At 70.4% G+C, this 19544-nt stretch carries 17 protein-coding genes and 2 tRNA genes; 11 read left to right on the plus strand and 8 right to left on the minus strand.

What is annotated here, in order from left to right; translation table 11 throughout:
- Positions 1 to 55 precede the first annotated feature (55 nt).
- From ACQ143_RS09465 to ACQ143_RS09495, 7 genes are all read left to right on the plus strand, one after another.
- The gene (locus ACQ143_RS09465) at positions 56 to 1210 is read left to right on the plus strand and encodes a DNA polymerase III subunit delta' (RefSeq protein ID WP_449570435.1); all 1155 of its coding nucleotides are present in this window, start codon (positions 56 to 58) and stop codon (positions 1208 to 1210) included.
- Complete coding sequence (locus tag ACQ143_RS09470; protein WP_449570436.1) at positions 1207 to 2730, plus strand: alpha/beta hydrolase; 1524 nt, start codon at positions 1207 to 1209, stop codon at positions 2728 to 2730. The genes ACQ143_RS09465 and ACQ143_RS09470 overlap by 4 nt, the downstream gene beginning before the upstream one ends.
- Before the next feature lie 99 nt (positions 2731 to 2829).
- A tRNA-Thr gene (locus ACQ143_RS09475) sits at positions 2830 to 2904 on the plus strand.
- A 54-nt stretch (positions 2905 to 2958) separates the two neighbouring features.
- On the plus strand, positions 2959 to 4893 hold the full coding sequence (gene nagE / locus ACQ143_RS09480) for an N-acetylglucosamine-specific PTS transporter subunit IIBC (protein WP_449570437.1): 1935 nt from the start codon (positions 2959 to 2961) through the stop codon (positions 4891 to 4893).
- A 19-nt stretch (positions 4894 to 4912) separates the two neighbouring features.
- Positions 4913 to 5308, plus strand: a complete 396-nt coding sequence (locus ACQ143_RS09485) for a hypothetical protein (protein ID WP_449570438.1) — start codon at positions 4913 to 4915, stop codon at positions 5306 to 5308.
- Between the two features lie 41 nt (positions 5309 to 5349).
- The gene (locus ACQ143_RS09490) at positions 5350 to 7776 is read left to right on the plus strand and encodes an MMPL family transporter (protein ID WP_449570439.1); all 2427 of its coding nucleotides are present in this window, start codon (positions 5350 to 5352) and stop codon (positions 7774 to 7776) included.
- On the plus strand, positions 7773 to 8348 hold the full coding sequence (locus ACQ143_RS09495) for an isochorismatase family protein (RefSeq protein ID WP_449570440.1): 576 nt from the start codon (positions 7773 to 7775) through the stop codon (positions 8346 to 8348). The genes ACQ143_RS09490 and ACQ143_RS09495 overlap by 4 nt, the downstream gene beginning before the upstream one ends.
- 54 nt (positions 8349 to 8402) lie before the next feature.
- Here the strand turns inward: ACQ143_RS09495 and ACQ143_RS09500 are convergent.
- A tRNA-Lys gene (locus tag ACQ143_RS09500) sits at positions 8403 to 8475 on the minus strand.
- A gap of 92 nt (positions 8476 to 8567) precedes the next feature.
- On the opposite strand from ACQ143_RS09500, the gene ACQ143_RS09505 reads away from it, so the two are divergent.
- From ACQ143_RS09505 to ACQ143_RS09515, 3 genes are all read left to right on the plus strand, one after another.
- Entirely contained in the window at positions 8568 to 9080 is a 513-nt protein-coding gene (locus tag ACQ143_RS09505; protein WP_449570441.1) for an anti-sigma factor domain-containing protein, read from the plus strand.
- 38 nt (positions 9081 to 9118) lie between these two features.
- Positions 9119 to 9757: a DNA-directed RNA polymerase subunit beta gene (locus tag ACQ143_RS09510; protein ID WP_449570442.1), complete on the plus strand. Its 639-nt coding sequence runs from the start codon at positions 9119 to 9121 to the stop codon at positions 9755 to 9757.
- 279 nt (positions 9758 to 10036) lie between these two features.
- Positions 10037 to 10921: an aminodeoxychorismate lyase gene (locus tag ACQ143_RS09515; protein WP_449570443.1), complete on the plus strand. Its 885-nt coding sequence runs from the start codon at positions 10037 to 10039 to the stop codon at positions 10919 to 10921.
- A gap of 150 nt (positions 10922 to 11071) precedes the next feature.
- Here ACQ143_RS09515 and pstB read toward each other — a convergent pair whose 3' ends face one another.
- The 7 genes from pstB to ACQ143_RS09550 form a co-directional block, all read right to left on the minus strand.
- Positions 11072 to 11851 carry a phosphate ABC transporter ATP-binding protein PstB gene (pstB, locus tag ACQ143_RS09520; RefSeq protein WP_449570444.1) on the minus strand — a complete coding sequence of 260 codons (780 nt, stop codon included), beginning with the start codon at positions 11849 to 11851 and terminating at the stop codon, positions 11072 to 11074.
- 37 nt (positions 11852 to 11888) lie between these two features.
- The gene (gene pstA, locus ACQ143_RS09525) at positions 11889 to 12992 is read right to left on the minus strand and encodes a phosphate ABC transporter permease PstA (RefSeq protein ID WP_449570445.1); all 1104 of its coding nucleotides are present in this window, start codon (positions 12990 to 12992) and stop codon (positions 11889 to 11891) included.
- Positions 12992 to 13957: a phosphate ABC transporter permease subunit PstC gene (gene pstC / locus ACQ143_RS09530; protein ID WP_449570446.1), complete on the minus strand. Its 966-nt coding sequence runs from the start codon at positions 13955 to 13957 to the stop codon at positions 12992 to 12994. Before pstC ends, pstA begins: the two co-directional genes overlap by 1 nt.
- Before the next feature lie 70 nt (positions 13958 to 14027).
- Positions 14028 to 15146, minus strand: coding sequence for a phosphate ABC transporter substrate-binding protein PstS (locus ACQ143_RS09535; protein ID WP_449570447.1), 1119 nt, complete (start codon positions 15144 to 15146; stop codon positions 14028 to 14030).
- 130 nt (positions 15147 to 15276) lie between these two features.
- Positions 15277 to 16215 (minus strand): NUDIX hydrolase, encoded by a 939-nt coding sequence (locus tag ACQ143_RS09540; RefSeq protein ID WP_449570448.1) that lies wholly within the window; start codon positions 16213 to 16215, stop codon positions 15277 to 15279.
- A complete protein-coding gene (locus ACQ143_RS09545) occupies positions 16212 to 18383 on the minus strand; it encodes an RNA degradosome polyphosphate kinase (protein ID WP_449570449.1) in 2172 nt (723 codons plus the stop codon). The genes ACQ143_RS09540 and ACQ143_RS09545 overlap by 4 nt, the downstream gene beginning before the upstream one ends.
- 39 nt (positions 18384 to 18422) lie before the next feature.
- A complete protein-coding gene (locus ACQ143_RS09550) occupies positions 18423 to 19124 on the minus strand; it encodes a winged helix-turn-helix transcriptional regulator (RefSeq protein WP_449570450.1) in 702 nt (233 codons plus the stop codon).
- A 102-nt stretch (positions 19125 to 19226) separates the two neighbouring features.
- Between ACQ143_RS09550 and ACQ143_RS09555 the strand changes: the two genes are divergently transcribed.
- A complete protein-coding gene (locus tag ACQ143_RS09555) occupies positions 19227 to 19517 on the plus strand; it encodes a hypothetical protein (RefSeq protein ID WP_449570451.1) in 291 nt (96 codons plus the stop codon).
- The last annotated feature ends 27 nt before the right edge of the window (positions 19518 to 19544 follow it).

Genomic DNA, 19544 nt, shown 5'->3' on the forward strand with positions numbered 1-19544 from the left:
GCCCGGCATCCCGCCGGAGCCGGCCACGTCCGCGGCACACCTTAGGCTGGGAGCCATGACCCACCCCACCACGCACGAACTGCCGTGGGGGGACGTCTGGGGGCAGGACGACGCCGTCGCTCAGCTGCGCGCCGCGGCATCCGACCCCGCGCAGCTCGCACACGCGTGGCTGATCACCGGCCCGCCCGGCTCGGGCCGCTCCACGCTGGCGCATGCGTTCGCCGCGTCGCTGATCGCCGAACCCGGGGACGAGGCCGCCATGCGCCAGGTGCTGGCCGGCACCCACCCCGATCTGACGGCGCTGCGCACCGAGGGCGTGATCATCTCGATCAAAGACGCCCGCGCGCTGGTCGAGCGCTCGTACTTCTCACCGTCACTGGGCCGCTACCGCGTCATCGTGATGGAAGACGCCGACCGCATGGTCGAGCGCACCAGCAACGTGCTGCTCAAGGCCCTCGAAGAGCCGCCCGAGCGCACCGTGTGGGTGCTGTGCGCCCCCAGCGACGCCGATCTGCTGCCCACGATCCGCTCCCGGGTGCGCACGCTGCGGCTGCGCGAGCCCGACGTCGCGGACGTCGCGCGGCTCATCGTGGCGCGCACCGGCGTCGACGAGGCCACCGCCGAGCAGTCGGCGCGGCTCGCGCAGCGCCACATCGGCATGGCGCAGCGCCTGGCCACCGACGCCGCCTCGCGCCAGCGTCGCGACGAGACGCTGCGCGCCGTGCTGCGGGTGCGCGGGGTCGGCGACGCCGTCGAGGTCGCCGCCCGCATCGTGCAGCTGGCCACTGAAGACGCCAAGGCCCTCACCGCCGAGCGCGACGAGGCCGAGCGCGAGGCGCTGCTGCGCACACTGGGTGTCGCCCCCGGCTCCGCGGTGCCGCCCGCCGTGCGCGGGCAGATCAACGCCCTCGAAGACGAGCAGAAGCGCCGTGCCACCCGCAGCCTGCGCGACGGGCTCGACCGCGTGCTCACCGACCTTGAATCGATGTACCGCGACACGCTCATGCTGCAGTTCGGCCGGGCGGACGACCTCATCAACCGCGAGTTGACCGACGACCTGACCGAGCTGGCCGCCGCGTGGACCGCGCCGCGCACGCTCACCGTGCTCGACCAGATCGCGGTGACCCGCACCAACCTCCAGGGCAACGCCGCGCCCGCGCTGGCGCTGGAGAGCATGCTGATCACGGTGGCGACCGGACGGACGCCGTGATCCGGCGCCTGATCATCGCCCTGGTGGGCCTCGTCGCGGCATCCACCCTGCTCGCCGGCTGCGGGCAGCTGCCCGCACCCGACCGCACTCCGGTCGTCGACGGGGTGGCCGCCGAACTGTTGCCCTTCTACGGCCAGCAGCTCGACTGGACCGCCTGCGACGGCGCCGACGAGGGCGCGTACTACTGCACGACGGTCACCGCCCCGCTCGACTGGGCGGCGCCGGCCGCCGGAGAGATCGACCTGGCCGTCATCGTCCGCGTCGGCGACAGCGGCCACTCCACCGCGTCGCTGCTGACCAACCCGGGCGGGCCGGGCGCCAGCGGCTACAGCCTGATCGCCGACTCGGCCGTCTACGCGGTGGGTGAGGAACTGGCATCCGCCTTCGACGTCGTCGGCTTCGACCCGCGCGGGGTGGGGCGCTCCACGGCCGTGCGGTGCTTCGACGCCCCCGAGATGGACGCATACCTGTTCGACGTGCCGGCAGCCGAACGCGGCAGCCCGGAGTGGGAGGCCGAGCTCACCGCGCGCAACGACGACTTCGCAGCCGCGTGCGAGGCCCACAGCGCCGGCATCCTGCCCCACATCACCACCGCGAACGCCGCCCGCGACATGGACCTGCTGCGCGCGGTCCTCGGCGACGAGAAGCTCACCTACCTGGGGTACTCCTACGGCACGTTCCTCGGCGCCACGTACGCGGATCTGTTCCCGGAGCGGGTGGGCGCCCTCGTGCTCGACGGCGCGATCGACCCGTCCGTCTCCGGGATCGAAGTGGGCACGACGCAGGCCATCGGCTTCGAATCGGCCCTGCGGGCCTTCATGGCCTCCTGCCTCGGCGGCGAGGCCTGCCCGTTCGGCGGCACCGTCGACGACGCCATGGCCGACCTGGCGACCCTCCTGGCGACGGTGGATGCCACGCCTCTGCCGAATGAGGACGGGCGGCTGCTGGGCGCCGACACACTGACGACCGCGATCGTCGCCGCCCTCTACGCGCAGGGCAGCTGGCCGGTGCTGTCGGTGGCGCTCAGCGACGCGCTGCAGGGCGACCCGGCGCAGGCGTTCCGTCTCGCCGACTTCTACTACGACCGCGCCGGCGGCCGCTACCTCAGCAACCAGACCGAGGCATTCACCGCGTACAACTGCATGGATTACCCGGCCGACGACGATCCGGCCGCCGAAGCCGCCGCCGAGGCGCGGGTCGCCGAGCTGGCCCCGACGATCGCGCCCTACTGGTCGGGGGTCGACACGTGTGCCAGCTGGCCGCACGAGCCCACCGGCACGCGGGAGGCGATCGCCGCCGACGGCGCCGCGCCGATCGTGGTGATCGGCACCACCGGAGATCCCGCGACACCGTACGAATGGTCGGTGTCACTGGCCGAGCAGCTGTCCAGCGGCGTGCTCATCACCCGCGAGGGCGAAGGGCACACCGGCTTCAACAAGGGCAGTGCCTGTGTGGACGACGCGGTCGTGGCGTACTTGACCGACCAGGTCGTGCCCCGCGACGGCCTCACCTGCCGCTGACGTCATGGCCGCGGCCTCGCCGTGGGCGACCGCCGATGGTTCGAGGCACCCGTGACGACCCTGTAAGATAGTGGATCGTGCATCGCGCAAGCGACGCGCGCCACCTTAGCTCAGTGGTAGAGCATCCCACTCGTAATGGGAAGGTCGTCAGTTCAATCCTGACAGGTGGCTCCACCCTCTTGTACTCTCCCTTCCGAGAGGCCCTGCGCCTTCGGATTGGAGAGACCGATGAAGTTCTTCCAGCGTCTGGGCAGATCGATCATGCTGCCCGTGGCCGTCCTCCCCGTGGCGGCGATCCTGTCGGGCATCGGCTACTGGATAGCCTCGGCGGCCGGCGAGAACGTCGTGTCGGCGTTCCTGTCCGCGGCCGGCGGCGCGCTGCTGAACAACATGGCGCTGCTGTTCGCCGTGGGCATCGCGATCGGCATGGCCAACAAGACCGACGGCACCTCGGCTCTGGCGGGTCTGGTGTCGTGGCTGACCGTGACGACGCTGCTGGCGCCCACCACCATGCAGGCCTTCCTCGGCGTGGAGTCCGTGGAAGACGTGGATGCCGCGTTCAGCAACGTCAACAACGTGTTCGTCGGCATCATCTGCGGTCTCATCGGCGCCTGGTGCTACAACCGGTTCAAAGACACCAAGCTGCCCGACGCGCTCTCGTTCTTCTCGGGCAAGCGGTCGGTGGCGATCGTCACCGCCGGAATCTCGCTCGTGGTGGCCGTGGCGCTGATGTTCGTGTGGCCGCTCGTCTACAACGGGCTGGTGATCTTCGGCGAATGGATCCTCACGCTCGGCCCGATCGGTGCCGGCATCTACGGCTTCCTCAACCGGCTGCTCATCCCGCTCGGCCTGCACCACGCGCTCAACTCGGTGTTCTGGTTCGATGTGGCCGGCATCAACGACCTCATCAACTTCCAGCAGGGCGCAAACGGCGAGGGGGTCTTCGGGGTCACCGGCCAGTACATGACCGGGTTCTTCCCGATCATGATGTTCGGCCTTCCCGGTGCGGCGCTGGCCATCTACCTGACGGCCAAGACCACGCGCAAGAAGGTCACCTACGGCATCATGTTCTCCGCGGCGATCGCGTCGTTCTTCGTCGGGGTCACCGAGCCGCTGGAGTTCTCGTTCATGTTCCTGGCGCCGTGGCTGTACGGCATCCACGCGCTGTTCACGGGCATCTCGATGACGATCTCCGCCCTGCTGCCGGTGCGGATGGGCTTCGGGTTCTCGGGCGGATTCATCGACCTGGTGCTGAGCTGGGTCAACCCGCTCGCCCAGAACCCGTGGCTGATCCCGGTCATGGGCGTGTTCTGGTTCGCGATCTATTTCTTCACGTTCCGCTGGGTGATCAAGCGGTGGAACCTGAAGACCCCGGGCCGTGAAGACGACGAGGACCTCCTCGACGCCGACACCGCCGGCACGTCGCTGACCGGATACCACGGCACCGCCGAGAAGTTCATCACGGCGTTGGGCGGCAAGGCCAACATCATGGACCTCGACAACTGCGCGACCCGGCTGCGGATGGAGATCGCGGACGTGTCGAAGGTCGACGAGGCCGCCCTCAAGCGAGCCGGTGCGGCCGGCACCGTCAAGCCGGGCGGTCACTCGGTGCAGGTGGTCTACGGGCTGAACGTGCAGTTCGTGAAGGATGCCATGGACGACATCATCAGCGACCGTCCCATCACGTCGACTGATGAGCCGGTCGCCGAGCCGGTCTCCGGGGGCGCAGCCACCACGACCGTCACGGCGCCCGGCGCCACGCGCGTCGTGCTGCGTCAGCCCGTCGAGGGCCGGGTGCTGCCGCTGGAGAAGGTGCCCGACCCGATGTTCGCCCAGGGCACGATGGGGCCCGGCATCGCGATCGACCCGAGTGGGGACACCGTCGTGGCGCCCGCCGACGCGACCGTGACCACCGTGTTCCCCACCGGCCATGCCATCGGGCTCACCCTGGCCGACGGCACCGAGCTGCTGATCCACGTCGGCATCGACACCGTGGGGCTCAAGGGTGACGGTTTCGAGACCCTCGTCGCCTCCGGCGACAAGGTCACCGCCGGCACACCCCTGGTGCGGTTCGACGCCGCCGTGATCCGCGACCGCGGGCTGTCGGCGATCACCCCGATCATCGTCCTGAACAACGAGGAGGCCACAGTAGAGTTCGAGTGACGCACTGACGGGAGGGCCGATGCTCGTGACGATCGGCGTCGTCCTCGACGTGTTCACGTGGATCGGCCTGGGCGCCGCGGCGCTGCTGGGTGTCATCGCGGTCGCGATGTGGGTCGCCGACGGCACGTGGCTGCCCGCCGACGCCTACGTCGACCATGAGGACGGGGTCACGACCGTGCGATGGTTCGACGCCGACGGCGATGCCAACAGCGCGCAGGCGGTGGGGCCCGTGGCATCCGCCCTCGCCGGCGTCGATCGGGCGGCGATCTGGTACCGGCACGGCTGGAACGGGCGCATGCGCCTCACCCGTCGGGACCCGCAGTTGCGCCGTGTCGTGGTCGCCGCCGGCACGCTGGCGGCCGTGGGCGTGGCCGCCGCCGCGGGGTCGCTCGTGCTGCTGTTCGCCGGTGGCTGACATGTCCGGAGCCAGTGCCCGGCTTGGGTAAGCTGAACGGCATGTCCGGCAGCAGCCGCGCTCGCCGCGAACCCCCACGTCTTCTCCGCATCGGAATCCCCGCGCTGCTGGTCGTGATCTGGCTAATCGGCGGGGCGATCGGCGGCCCGTTCTTCGGGAAGGTCGGCGAGGTGTCGACCAACGACCGCTCGACGTTCCTGCCCGAGAGCGCCGACGCGACCGGTGTCAACGAACGGCTGCCCGACTTCCTCGGCGCCGACAGCATCCCCGCGCTGGTGGTCATCGCCGGTGACGAGGAGCTCACAGCCGAGCAGCTCGAACAGCTGCGGACGCTCGCGGGCGATCTGGCCGAGGTCGACGGCGTCAACGACGAGGTGTCGCCGGCGATCCCGTCCGACGACGGGCTGGCCGCGCAGATCATCGTGCCGCTGGACACCGCCGGTGACATCGACGGCATCGTCGAAGGCCTGCGCGAGGCGGTCGCCGCCAACGTGCCCGAGGGTCTCGAGGGCTGGGTCACCGGGCCCGCGGGCTTCACCGCCGACCTCGTCGAGGGATTCCTCGGCATCGACGGGCTCCTGCTGGCGGTGGCGCTCATCGCCGTGTTCATCATCCTGGTGATCGTGTACCGGTCACCGCTGCTGCCGGTGCTCGTGCTGCTGACATCCACCTTCGCGCTGTGCGTCGCGCTGCTGGTGGTGTGGCTGCTCGCCTACAACGGCGTCTTCGTGCTCAACGGGCAGGTGCAGGGGATCCTGTTCATCCTCGTGATCGGCGCCGCCACCGACTACGCCCTGCTGTACGTGGCGCGGTTCCGTGAGGCGACCGCCGCCGGCGCGCACCGCTGGGATGCCGCGCTGAAGGCCTGGAAGGGTGCCGTCGAACCGATCGTGGCCTCCGGCGGCACGGTCATCGCCGGGCTCCTGTGCCTGCTGCTGTCGGACCTCGCGACCAACCGCACGCTCGGGCCCATCGCCTCGATCGGCATCGTGTTCTCGATGCTGTCGGCGCTGACGTTCCTGCCGGCGCTGCTCGCGCTGGTGGGCCGGGCGGCGTTCTGGCCGTTCATCCCGAAGGAGCCGGTGCGGATCTCCGCCGACGTGTCGCAGCCGGTGAAGGGCATCTGGCCGCGCCAGGCGCGCCTGGTCGCCCGGCACGCCCGCCCCGTGTGGATCGTGGTGACCCTCGTGCTCCTGGCCGGGGCCGCAGCCGTCCCGCAGCTCAAGGCCGACGGGGTGCCCACCAGTGAGTTCGTGCTCGGCGAGTCGCAGGCGCGCGACGGGCAGAAGGTGCTGGCCGAGCACTTCCCGGCCGGATCAGGCAGCCCCGTCTACGTCATCGTCGCCGAGGACGATCTCACCGCCACCGTCGAGACGCTCGACCGCAGCGCCGGCATCGAGTCGGTCGCGGTGTCGTCCACCGACTCGCCGACCGGTCAGGCCGACGTCGCCCTCGAAGACGGCGAACCGGTGTTCACCGCGCCCGGGCCTCCCGGCACGCCCGCTCCCGCTCCCACGGTCGCCGGCGGCGATGTGCTCGTGATCGGAACCCTGGTCGACGCCGCCGACTCGCTCGAGGCCGAGGAGACCGTCCGCGATCTGCGTGCCGACCTCGACGACACCATCGGTGCCGACCGGTCGCTGGTCGGCGGGGAGACGGCGACCGACATCGACACCATCGACACGTCGACGCGCGACCGCACGCTGATCATCCCCGTCATCCTCGCGGTGATCCTGCTCATCCTCATGCTGCTGCTGCGCTCGTTCGTGGCGCCGCTGATCCTGATCGCGACCGTGATCCTCTCGTTCGGCACGGCGCTGGGCGTGAGCGCGCTGGTCTTCAACGGGATCTTCGACTTCCCGGGGGCCGACCCCGCGGTGCCGCTGTACGGGTTCGTGTTCCTGGTCGCGCTGGGCGTGGACTACAACATCTTCCTCATGTCGCGCGTGCGCGAGGAGTCGATTGTGCACGGCACCCGGCCGGGCATCGTCCGCGGTCTCATCGCCACCGGCGGTGTCATCACCTCGGCCGGCCTCGTGCTGGCGGCGACGTTCGCCGCGCTTGGGGTCATCCCGATCCTGTTCCTCGTGCAGCTCGCGTTCATCGTGGCCTTCGGCGTGCTGCTGGACACCTTCGTGGTCCGCTCGCTCCTCGTCCCGGCGTTGTCGTACGACATCGGCCGTGCGATCTGGTGGCCGTCCAAGCTCGCCCGCCGGGATGCGCCCGGTGAGCTGGCCGCCCGCGGCGAAGGCGGCGACACCGGTGCGGACGACGGCGCGGGGGATGCCGGCGCTGTGGATGCCGGCGCTGTGGATGCCGAGGCTGTGGATGCCGGTGCGGCTGACACCGGGGCGGTGGATGCCGGCGACGCCGAGCCTCGGGACGACGCGGACGGTGACGCGCGCGAGGTGGAACCCGACCCGACCACGATGACGCGCGCGGAGTATCGGCGTACGCTCGGAGAATGACCCGAGGACTGTTCATCGTCGATGTCCAGAACGACTTCACCGAAGGCGGCGCGCTCGGCGTGACCGGCGGTGACGCCGTCGCCGAGGGCATCACCGCGTACCTGGCCGATCACGCTGCCGACTATGCGCTGATCATCGCGTCGCGCGACTGGCACGACGCCGACAGCGACAACGGCGGGCACTTCGCCGACGACCCCGACTTCGCGGGCACCTGGCCGGTGCACTGCGTGGCCGGCACACCCGGGGCGGAGTACGACCCGGGCCTGTCGACAGACGCCGTCACCCACCACGTCAAGAAGGGCCAGGGCGTCCCGGCCTACTCGCTGTTCGAGGGCGTCACCGACGACGGGCAGACTGTGGCGCAGCTGCTCGACGAGCACGGCGTCGTCGACATCGACGTGGTCGGCATCGCGACCGACTACTGCGTGCGGGCGTCCGCACTCGACGCGATCGCCCACGGCCGCCACGTGCGCATCCTCACCGGGCTCGTGGCCGGTGTCGCCGCCGAGTCCAGCGACGCCGCGCTGGCCGAGCTCGCGCACGCCGGCGCCGAACTCATCCCCGACGCCTGACGCGGCCGGGCCCTGGCATCCATGACTGCACCCGGCAGGCGAGGTGCGGTGCGGTGGGCCCCGTGGGGCTCGAACCCACGACCCGCGGATTAAAAGTCCGATGCTCTACCGACTGAGCTAGAGGCCCGCAGCAATCCAGCTTACTGGCACGCTCGCCGTGCTTCGTCGCATGCGGCATGCTGGAAGCCACACCACCCCGCCGACCCCGGAGGAACCCCGATGACCGACCCTGCCGAGCCCGGGCTCAACACCGAGGCGCTGCAGACCGTCCAGCGACGCAACTGGACGTGGACCATCGTGGGCGTCGTCGCGGCGATGATCGTGCTCGTGGGACTGGGGTGGGCCGCCGGCACGATCGTGAACGGCTTCGCCCTCACCCCCGAGGAGAAGGCGCTCGAAGAGGTCCAGCAGGCCGGCGACGCGCTGACCGCGACCGCAGAGGGCGCCGAAGGCGCGGAAGCCACGCTCACCTGGTCGGTCGCGCAGGGGATCGCCGTGCTGGAAGCCGACGGGCTGCCGACCCCGGGCGACGACGAGGAGATCGCCGTCTGGTTCCGCGTGGGCGAATCGTACGAGCGCACCGCGAGCTTCCTGCCCGAGGACGGTGCGGCCATGACGGTGCTGACCGAGCTCTGGCCGGACGGCGCCGCCGTCGAGCTGTCGGTGGACCCCGTCGGTGGGTCGTCGTCGGGGGAGCCGGTGGCGGACCCGCTCCTGTCGATCCAGCCCTGACGGCCGGTGCCGGCGGGAGCCGCGGGTAGCCTGGAGTGATGAGCGACGCGTCCCGGGACTTCCACAAGCCCGTCCGACGCCCCGCCGAGCAGCTGGACCGTCTGTTCGCGGGGGAGGACCCCGCAGAAGTGTCGCGCGTCGCGCACAAGACCGCGGCGACCCTGCTCTCGCGCGTGCGCGATGAGCCGACCGACGCCGTGGTCGACCGCCTCGTGTCGTTCACCGACGAGCACGGCATCGACGCGATCGCCGAACTGTGGTCCCGCGCACCGGGCAGGTCGCTGCCGGGGGCGCTGTGGCGGCTCTACCTGGTGCAGCTGATGATCCACGACGACCCGCAGACCGTCGCGCTGCTGTTCGACCGTGGCCGCGCCGTGCTGCCGTCGGTGGACCCGGTCGTGGCCGGAGCGCCGATGCCGGCCGGCCCGGACGAGATGGTCGCACTGATCGCGGCCATCCTGCGCGGGGCGTTCCAGGGCGACTTCGCCATCGCGCTCGAGCGTGCCGCCGCGTTCTGCCGGGTGGTCGGCGCGGGGGCGACCGACCTGGCCGACGACTACGACGCGACCGAGCCCGAACGCGCCACGGCCTTCACGGCCCGCGCGCTGCGCCTGTCGACGTATGCGGGCGACCTCACCTCGTGCGCCGGGTTGTGGCGCCGCGACGCGCTGACCTGAGCCGCCGGATGCGGGCGTGCGCACCGGCGATCACACCGCGGGCGAAGAAAATGCCGGGCCGCAGAACGCCTCTCGGCGCGAGGCCGCTCGCAGCGGCAGAAGTTGGAGCCCGGGGTTACTGCGGCCCGGCCATACGAGTGTAACCGACCCCACCGCGTGTTCATTCCCGAGTTCCGGGTGATGACATCTGCGCCGGATGAGACGGCATCCTGCGCCGGATGAACCGCCCCCGCGCGGCGGCGCCGCGCCGCCGGCCGCGGCGCCCCGTAGGCTCGAGCCATGACACGGCGATTCGCCCTGATGATCGAGCCCGCGGCATCCACCGACCCCCGCACCACGTTCGACGACACGTTCACCGAAGTCGACCCGTCCGCCCCCGCGCTCACGGTGGGCGAGCTGAGCACGCAGCGCGGCGACGGCGTGTTCGAGTCGATCGGTGTGGTCGACGGCCACGCGCAGGAGGTGGGCGCCCACATCGAGCGCCTCGCACACTCCGCGCGGCTGTGCGATCTGCCCGAGCCGCACCCGGGCCAGTGGCGGCAGGCGGTCGCGCGCGCCGAGGCGGCCTGCGGGCCGGGGGAGGCCCTCATCAAGCTTGTGCTCAGCCGCGGCGTCGAGCACGGCCCGACGCCCACCGCATGGGTCACCGCGGCCCCCGTGGCCGATTTCTCGGCCGTCCGCACCCGCGGCGTGCGGGTGGTGACCCTCGATCGCGGCTACGCCCTGGACACCCCCGCGCGTGCACCGTGGCTGCTGCTGGGGGCCAAGACGCTCTCCTACGCCGTCAACATGGCCGCGCTGCGCGAAGCGCACCGGCGCGGCGCCGACGACGCCATCTTCGTTTCCACCGACGGCTATGTGCTCGAAGCGCCCACCGCTTCGGTGATCCTGCGGCGCGGCGACACGTTCGTCACCCCGGCCGCGCAGGGCGCGATCCTGCCCGGCACGACGCAGCAGAGCCTGTTCGCCCATCTCGAGGCGCAGGGCTACACCACCACCGAAGAGACCATTCCGGCCTCCGCGCTGCCCGCCGTCGACGGCGCCTGGCTGGTGTCGAGCCTGCGGCTGGCGGCCCCGGTGATCGAGATCGACGGCGTGCCGGTTCCCCACGATGCGGCGCTCACCACCGCGATCAACGCCTACCTGCTCAGCCCCCGCGACTGACCCGCATCCGCCACGGTCGAAGAGGATGCCGCATCCCGGCGAAACGGACAGGATGCCGCACCCTGTGCAACGGAGAGGGATGCCGCGACGACCAGCATCGCCGCGGCATCCCGGGTGTGCGCCGCCAAGCCCCGGCGACGCACCCGACCGTCACCCGAAACGGCCGGAGACGTAGTCCTCGGTGGCCTGCACCGACGGCGTCGTGAAGATCGTGCCGGTGTCGTCGTACTCGATGAGCTTTCCGGGCTTGCCGGTGCCGGCGATGTTGAAGAACGCCGTCTTGTCGCTCACCCGCGACGCCTGCTGCATGTTGTGGGTCACGATGACGATCGTGTACTCCTGCTTGAGGTCCTGGATCAGTTCCTCGATCGCGAAGGTCGAGATGGGGTCCAGGGCCGAGCAGGGCTCGTCCATCAGGAGCACGTCCGGCTCCACGGCGATCGCGCGGGCGATGCACAGACGCTGCTGCTGACCTCCCGACAGGCCCGAACCGGGCTTGTCGAGCCGGTCCTTGACCTCGTTCCACAGGTTCGCGCCGCGCAGCGACTTCTCGACGAGGTCGTCGGCGTCCGACCGCGAGATGCGCTGATTGTTGAGCTTGACGCCCGCCAGCACGTTCTCACGGATCGACATCGTGGGGAAGGGGTTGGGGCGCTGGAAGACCATGCCGATCTGGCGGCGCACCAGCACGGGGTCGACGGCCGCGCCGTAGAGGTCTTCGCCGTCGAGCAGCACCTGACCCTCGACGCGCGCGCCGGGGATCACCTCGTGCATGCGGTTGAGGGTGCGCAGGAAGGTGGACTTGCCGCAGCCGGACGGACCGATGAAGGCGGTCACACTGCGCGGCTCGATCTCGAGGGACACGCCCTCCACGGCGAGGAAATCGCTGTAGTAGACGTTGAGGTCGTTGACTTCGATGCTCTTGGACACGGGGCTTCTCTTTCGGGTGTCGGGTGGCGCTGCGGGGTCAGCGGCCGAACTTGGGGGCGAACCGCTTGGCGATGACGCGCGCGATCAGGTTCAGCGCCATGACGATCAGGATCAGGGTGAGGGCGCCGGCCCAGGCGCGCTCGAGGGCGGCGTCGATGTTGGTGCCGGGGTTCTGGAACTGGTCGTACACGAACACCGGCAGCGTCATCATCGGCTGGTCGAACAGGTTCATGTTCAGCGAATTGGTGAACCCGGCCGTCAGCAGCAGCGGCGCGGTCTCACCGATGACGCGGGCGACGGCCAGCATGATGCCGGTGGTGATGCCGGCGATCGCGGTGGGCAGCACGACCTTCCAGATCGTGAGCCACTTCGGGACGCCCAGCGCGTAGCTGGCCTCGCGCAGCTCGTTGGGCACGAGCCGCAGCATCTCCTCGCTCGAGCGCACCACGACCGGGATCATGAGCACCGACAGCGCCAGCGCGCCCATCATGCCGGTGTTCATGCCGGGGCCGACCACCAGCGCGAACAGCGCGACGATGAACAGGCCCGCCACGATCGAGGGGATACCGGTCATGACGTCGACGAAGAAGGTGATGGCCTTCGCCAGCCGGCCACGGCCGTACTCGACGAGGTAGATCGAGGTCATCAGGCCGATCGGCACCGAGATCAGGGCGGCCATGCCGGTCACCAGCAGGGTGCCCCAGATGGCGTGCACCGCGCCGCCGCCCTCGCCGACGACGCTGCGCATCGACCAGCTGAAGAACGTGGGGTCGAACCGGGTGATCCCGTCGACGACCACGGTGTACAGCAGGGAGATCAGCGGCAGCAGCGCGAGGGTGAAGGCGATGCTGACGAGGATCGTCGCCAGCCGGTCGGTCGCGCGGCGGCGGTTCTCGACGATGGCCGAGACGGTCACCAGGGCGATCCCGAACCCGATGAGGCCGAAGAACACGGCGCCGGCGATGTTGAAGTCGCGCAGCTTGCCGTCGAGGTTGAAGATCGCGAACACGACCGACGAGACCACGAGGCTGAGCACCAGCAGGGTCCACGGCATCCAGCGCGGCAGCTGGCCGGCCGTCAGCGAGGTGGGGGATGCCGGGGGTGCGGCGGGGGCGGTGGGGGTGAGCGTCGGTGTGGCCATCAGTTGGCTCCAGAGAACTCGGCGCGGCGGTTGACGATCCAGCGGGCCACGGCGTTGACGGCGAAGGTGACGACGAACAGGATCAGACCGGTCGCGATCAGCACGTTGACGCCGGTGCCGTAGGCCTCACCGAAGTTCAGGGCGATGTTGGCGGGGATCGGCGTGGGGTTGCTCGAGGTGAGCAGGCGGAAGGTCACCGCGCCGGTGGCCGAGAGCACCATGGTCACGGCCATCGTCTCGCCCAGCGCCCGGCCGAGGGCCAGCATCGCGGCCGAGATCATGCCGCCCCGGGCGAACGGGAACACCGCCATGCGGATCATCTCCCAGCGGGTCGCGCCCAGCGCGAGGGCCGCCTCTTCGTGCAGCTTGGGCGTCTGCAGGAACACCTCGCGGCAGATCGCCGTCATGATCGGCAGCACCATGACCGCCAGCACGAGCGAGGCGGTGAGGATCGTGCGCCCGGTGGGCGAGGGCTGGCCGGCGAACAGCGGGATCCAGCCGAGGTTGTCATTCAGCCACACGTAGAACGGCTGCAGCATCTGCGAGAACACCAGTGCGCCCCACAGGCCGTAGACGACCGAGGGGACCGCGGCGAGCAGGTCGATGATGTAGCCCAGCAGCGAGGCGATGCGGCGCGGCGCGTAGTGCGAGATGAACAGCGCGATGCCGATCGACAGCGGGGCGGCGATGACCAAGGCGATGATCGAGGCCCAGACGGTGCCGAACACGAGCGGCCACACGTACTCGAGGAACGGCGTCCCGTCGAGGAACTGCGTCTCGTCCGGGTCGCCGGTGAAGGCCGGGATGGACTCGACGATCAGGAAGAAGGTGACCGCGGCCAGGACGGCGAGGATGATGATGCCGGCGCCCAGGGCGGTGCCGGAGAAGATGAGGTCGCCGGGCCGCTTCTTGGTGCGGGGCCGCGCCGGCGGGGCGACGGTGGCCGGGGGAGCAGTGCTGGTCATCGCTTCCTTGGGGGTTCGGGTGGGGGAGGAGAACGGCCGGCGCTCCGGGGCGGGAGCGCCGGCCGTCGGGTCAGGCTGCGGCGCCGATGAGGGCGATCGCCGCCTCGACCTGCGTGCGGATGTCGTCCGAGATGGGGGCGGAACCGGCGGCCTCGGCCGCGGCTTCCTGGCCCTCGGAGCTGGCGATGTACGAGAAGTACTCGCGCACGATGTCGGCGGTGCCCGCGTCCTCGTACTGCTCGCACGCGATGAGGTAGCTCACCAGCGCGATGGGGTACGAGCCGGCGGGAGCGGCGGCGGGGTCGACCTCGAACACGAGGTCGCCGGCGCCCCGGCCCTCGGCCAGCGGGGACGCCGACACGAGCAGCGCGGCGGCCTCGGCCGAGAACGGCACGAACTCGTCACCGACCTTGACGGCCACCGAGCCCAGGTCACCGGCACGCGAGGCGTCCATGTAGCCGATCGTGCCGTTGCCGTTCTTCACGGTGGTCTCCACGCCCGAGGTCTGCTGGGCCGACTCGGAGCGGGTGGTGTCCACGGGCCACACGTCGTCGTCCTCGTACGGCCAGGCGTCGCCCGCGACGGCCGCGAGGTAGGCGGTGAAGGTGCCGGTGGTGCCCGAGCTGTCGCCGCGGAAGACCGGGGTGATGGCCAGGTCGGGCAGCTCGACGTCGGGGTTGTCGGCGGCGATGGCCGGGTCGTTCCACTTCTCGATCTTCTCGTCGAAGATGGCCGCGACCGTCTCCGGCGTGAGGTTCAGCGAGTCGATGCCCTCGAGGTTGAACACGATGGCGACCGGCGAGATGTACACCGGGACCTCGACGATGTCGTCGGTCGCGCAGGTGCCGAAGCCGCCGGCGGCGATTTCCTCGTCGTTGAACGCGCGGTCCGAGCCGATGAAGTCGCTCGAGCCGGCGATGAAGTTGTCACGCCCGGTGCCCGATCCCGTCGGCTGGTAGTTGATGGTCACGCCGCCGTGGGCGTTCTGGAACGCCGCGGACCACGCCTGCTGGGCGGCGCCCTGCGACGAGGCGCCGGTCGCGTTGACCGTGCCGGACAGGGCGACGGTGGCGGAGCCTTCGCCACCGGGCTGTGCGCCGGGGGCGGGCTCGTTGGCGGCGCAGCCGGTGAGGGCCAGAGCGGTCACGGCGGCGACAGCGCCCAGCTGGGCGATGCGGTTGAGCTTCACGTGTCGTTTCCTTCGGTGTCGGGGACAGCCCTGGTGCAGGGCTCGCCCTGACGCTAGACATCGACTCTTACGAGAGTGCGCTGTCCGGGTGAACGACAGGTGAACGAGGTGGGACGTGCGGGTGCCCCGGCTACGGCTTGGGCTCGTGCGTCTCGATCGAGACGATGCCGGACCCGGGGTTGGATGCCGACAGGTGCACGACCGAGAACTCGGCCGGGTCGAGGGTCGAGGCGCTGGACAGGTAGGAGCCGCGCATCGTGCCGGTCGCGAGGGCCAGCTCGGTGAGGATGTCGGGCAGCAACGGGCGGTGTGAGCAGAGCACGGCGGGCTTTCCCGAGCGGATGCGCTTGCCGACCACCGCGCGCACATCGGCCTCACCGGCATCCCACGCGTCCTGGCTGAGCAGCGGGGTGCGCGTGACGGTGCGACCCAGTGCCGCCGCCAGCGGTGCCACCGTCGTCACGCAGCGCACGGCGTCGCTGGAGACGATGCGGCGCACGCCGAACGCCGAGAGCGGGCCGACCAGCGCGGCCGCCTGCGCCGTGCCGCGGCCGGTGAGCGGGCGGGCGGCGTCGGGGCCGTCCCAGTCCTCGCGCGACTTCGCCTTCGCGTGCCGCAGCACGATGATGGGGAAGGTCGACAGCACGCCGTCGTCGACGAAAGCGAGGAACTGCTCGAGGATCTCGACGTCCACCGGGTAGCTGAGCTGCTTGAGCGCCTTCTTGGGCGTCATCCACTCCAAGGCGGCGATCTCCTTGTTGGGCACGAACGCCGACGCGCGGATGGCGCCATCGGTCGCCTCCGCCGCCCAGTAGTGGACGATCTTCTCCCGCTTGCTCGGCAGGCGATAGCGCGAGACGCCCACGGGGATGCCGAGGGCGACGCGGATGCCGGTCTCCTCGAAGATCTCGCGGGCCGCCGTCTGGGCCAGCGTCTCACCCGGGTCGACCTTGCCCTTGGGCAGGGTCACGTCGGCGTAGGCGGTGCGGTGGATGACCAGCACCAACAGCTTCCCCTCCACGCGGCGCCAGACGACGCCCCCGGCGGCGTATACGGCCGTCGAGGTCATCGCACCGCACGCGAGCGCCGGCGGCGCTGGATCCGGGACATGAGCTTCTCCTGCAGGTCGACCAGCGGCTTCCCGTCGGCGTCGCGGCTGTGCCGGGTCCATTCGCCGTCGGCGCCCAGGTTCCACGAACTGGTCGTGTCAGCCATCGCCAGGTCGAACAGCGCGTCCAGCTCGGCGATGTGGGCGGGGTCGACCACGCGCACCAGCGCCTCGACCCGCCGGTCCAGGTTGCGGTGCATCATGTCGGCGCTGCCGATGTAGACCTGCGGGTCGCCGTCGCCGCCGAACGCGAAGATGCGCGAGTGCTCGAGGTAGCGGCCGAGGATCGACCGCACGGTGATGTTCTCGCTCACGCCTTCGAGATCGGTGCGCAGGGAGCAGATGCCGCGCACCCACACGTCGACGCGCACGCCCGCCTGGCTGGCGCGGTACAGCGCGTCGATGATCTGCTCGTCGACCATCGAGTTGACCTTGATGCGGATGGATGCCGGTTTGCCGGCCAGCGCGTTCCGGCGCTCGCGGTCGATGAGGCGCAGCAGGCCCTTGCGCAGGTGCAGCGGCGCCACGAGCAGGCGCTTGAACTTCTTCTCGATCGCGTAGCCGCTCAGCTCGTTGAACAGGCGGGTCAGGTCGCGCCCCACCTGCTCGTCGCACGTGAACAGGCCGAAGTCCTCGTAGGTGCGGCTCGTCTTCGGGTTGTAGTTGCCGGTGCCGATGTGGCTGTAGCTGCGCAGCAGCCCGTCCTCCTCGCGGATGACGTGCAGCAGCTTGCAGTGGGTCTTCAACCCGACCAGGCCGTACACGACGTGCACGCCGGCCTTCTCGAGCTTGCGCGCCCACACGATGTTGGCGGCCTCGTCGAACCGGGCCTTGACCTCCACCAGCGCCAGCACCTGCTTGCCGTTCTCGGCCGCGTCGATGAGCGCTTCGACGATGGGGCTGTCACCCGAGGTGCGATACAGCGTCTGCTTGATGGCCAGCACGTGCGGGTCGCGGGCGGCCTGCTCGAGGAAGGCGACCACGCTCGTGGTGAACGACTCGTACGGGTGGTGCACGAGCACGTCGCCCTTGCGGATCGCGGCGAACAGGTCGGTGCCGGAGCTCTGGTCGGGCGGCTGGAAGGCCGCGGCCGTGCGGGGCACGTGCGCCGGGTAACGCAGCTCGGGCCGGTCGATGCGGGCCAGGTCGAACAGGCCCCGCAGATCGAGCGGGCCCGGCAGCCGGTACACCTCCTGCTCGGTGATGTCGAGCTCGTTCAGCAGCAGGTCGAGGGTGACCTCGTCCATGTCTTCGGTGATCTCGAGGCGGATGGGCGGCCCGAACCGGCGCCTGAGCAGCTCGGCCTCCAGCGCCTGGATGAGGTTCTCGGTCTCGTCCTCTTCGATGACCATGTCCTCGTTGCGGGTGAGCCGGAACGTGTGATGCTCCAGGATCTCCATGCCCGGGAACAGGTCGGCGAGGTTCTCGGAGATGAGGTACTCCAGCGGCAGGTAGCGCACCGTGCCGGCGCCGGCCCCGGGCACCGGGACGAACCGCGGCAGCATCGTCGGCACCTTCAGCCGGGCGAACTCCTGCCGCCCGGTGCGCGCGTTGCGGATGCGGATGGCGAGGTTGAGCGACAGCCCGGAGATGTACGGGAACGGGTGGGCCGGGTCGACCGCCAGCGGCATGAGGACGGGGAAGACCTGGTTCTGGAAGTAGTCGTACAGCTGGGCGCGTTCGTCGTCGGTCAGGTCCTCCCACCGCACGACTTCGATCCCGGCATCCACCAGCGCGGGCTTGACCAGGTCGGCCCACGCCGCGGCGTGCCGCAGCTGCAGGGCGTGCGCGGCGCCGGAGATGTCGGCGAGCACCTCCTGCGGCGGGCGGCCCACGTTGGTCGGCACGGCCAGGCCGGTCACGATGCGGCGTTTGAGGCCGGCCACGCGCACCATGAAGAACTCGTCGAGGTTGCTGGCGAAGATCGCGAGGAAGTTCGCGCGCTCCAGCACCGGGACGCTCGGGTCCTCGGCCAGCTCGAGCACCCGCTGGTTGAACGCGAGCCAGCTCAGTTCGCGGTCGAGATACCGGTTGTCGGGCAGCTGCGAGTCGTAGACCTCGACGACGCTGTCGAAGTCGTCGTCGTCCGCGTCGCCCAGGCCGGAGTCGAGTACCTCGGTGTCGATCATCCCCTCATCATTGCAGGACGAGGTGGCCGGTGCGCGCCCTCAGGACGTCGGTGCCGGCTCGCTTTCGGCGGGCAGCTCGTCGTCTTCGTACACATTGAACCGGTAGCCGACGTTGCGCACGGTGCCGATGAGCTGCTCGAGGTCGCCGAGCTTGGCCCGCAGCCGGCGCACATGCACATCGACCGTGCGCGTGCCGCCGAAGTAGTCGTAGCCCCACACCTCGCTCAGCAGCTGCTCGCGCGTGAACACGCGCGAGGGGTGCGTGGCCAGGAAGTGCAGCAGCTGGAACTCCTTGTAGGTGAGGTCCAGCGGCTTGCCGCGCACCTTGGCCGAGTAGGCCGACTCGTCGATCGTGATGCCGGAGGTCTGCACGCGCGGCGGCACCTGGTCCTGCACGAGGCGGCCGATGGCCAGGCGCACCCGCGCGTCGACCTCGGCGGGACCGGCGGTGTGCAGCACGACGTCGTCGACGCCCCAGTCGGTGGACACTGCCGCCAGGCCCCCTTCGGTGATCACCAGCAGCAGCGGCGCGTGCAGCCCCGTCGCGGTGAGGATCTTGCACAGCGATTTGGCGGCGGCCAGGTCCGCGCGCGCGTCGACCAGGATGATGTCCGCGTCGGGTGCGTGCACCAGCTGGGCGGGCTCAGCGGGGATCTGACGCACGTCATGGCTGAGCAGGTCGAGGGCGGGCAGAACCGCGCCGCCGGTGTGGGCGGCGCTCAAGACGAGGAGTCGGGCCAAGCGGGGCGTCCCTCCGGTGCAGAAGACCGAACGGAGCCATCCTAGAACCAACCGGCCCGGCATCCGACGTCATGCGGCGTCGCCGTGCGTCACAATGGAGTCATGTCCGCCCCCGAACCCGCGCTGCGAAACGGTCACGGCGGGGTGCTCGCCGTGTGGATCACGGCGGGTGTGCTCGCCCTCGCGATCGGCGTCATCGCGCCGCCCGAGTGGCGTGCCGCGTGGATGGCGGTGGGCCTGGGCGCCACGGTCATCATCGCGTTCGCGGTGCATCTGGCTTCCGGGCACGCCATCGGGTTCATCCAGCGCATCGCCGCGAGCGTCCTGGGCGCGATGGTGGTCATGGCGCTGATCGGCGTCGGCTTCGGACTGTCGACGCTGTTCGCCGGGTAGAGTGAGGGTATGGACCTCGTCGCACTG

This window comes from Microbacterium pollutisoli (assembly GCF_053586795.1).

Excerpts from the sequence above, each read along its gene's own strand:
- ACQ143_RS09465 (WP_449570435.1), top strand. The coding sequence starts at position 56 with ATGACCCACCCCACCACGCACGAACTGCCGTGGGGGGACGTCTGGGGG.
- nagE (WP_449570437.1), top strand. The coding sequence starts at position 2,959 with ATGAAGTTCTTCCAGCGTCTGGGCAGATCGATCATGCTGCCCGTGGCC.
- ACQ143_RS09485 (WP_449570438.1), top strand. The coding sequence starts at position 4,913 with ATGCTCGTGACGATCGGCGTCGTCCTCGACGTGTTCACGTGGATCGGC.
- ACQ143_RS09490 (WP_449570439.1), top strand. The coding sequence starts at position 5,350 with ATGTCCGGCAGCAGCCGCGCTCGCCGCGAACCCCCACGTCTTCTCCGC.
- ACQ143_RS09495 (WP_449570440.1), top strand. The coding sequence starts at position 7,773 with ATGACCCGAGGACTGTTCATCGTCGATGTCCAGAACGACTTCACCGAA.
- ACQ143_RS09505 (WP_449570441.1), top strand. The coding sequence starts at position 8,568 with ATGACCGACCCTGCCGAGCCCGGGCTCAACACCGAGGCGCTGCAGACC.
- ACQ143_RS09510 (WP_449570442.1), top strand. The coding sequence starts at position 9,119 with ATGAGCGACGCGTCCCGGGACTTCCACAAGCCCGTCCGACGCCCCGCC.
- ACQ143_RS09515 (WP_449570443.1), top strand. The coding sequence starts at position 10,037 with ATGACACGGCGATTCGCCCTGATGATCGAGCCCGCGGCATCCACCGAC.
- pstA (WP_449570445.1), bottom strand. The coding sequence starts at position 12,992 with ATGGCCACACCGACGCTCACCCCCACCGCCCCCGCCGCACCCCCGGCA.
- pstC (WP_449570446.1), bottom strand. The coding sequence starts at position 13,957 with ATGACCAGCACTGCTCCCCCGGCCACCGTCGCCCCGCCGGCGCGGCCC.
- ACQ143_RS09540 (WP_449570448.1), bottom strand. The coding sequence starts at position 16,215 with ATGACCTCGACGGCCGTATACGCCGCCGGGGGCGTCGTCTGGCGCCGC.
- ACQ143_RS09545 (WP_449570449.1), bottom strand. The coding sequence starts at position 18,383 with ATGATCGACACCGAGGTACTCGACTCCGGCCTGGGCGACGCGGACGAC.
- ACQ143_RS09555 (WP_449570451.1), top strand. The coding sequence starts at position 19,227 with ATGTCCGCCCCCGAACCCGCGCTGCGAAACGGTCACGGCGGGGTGCTC.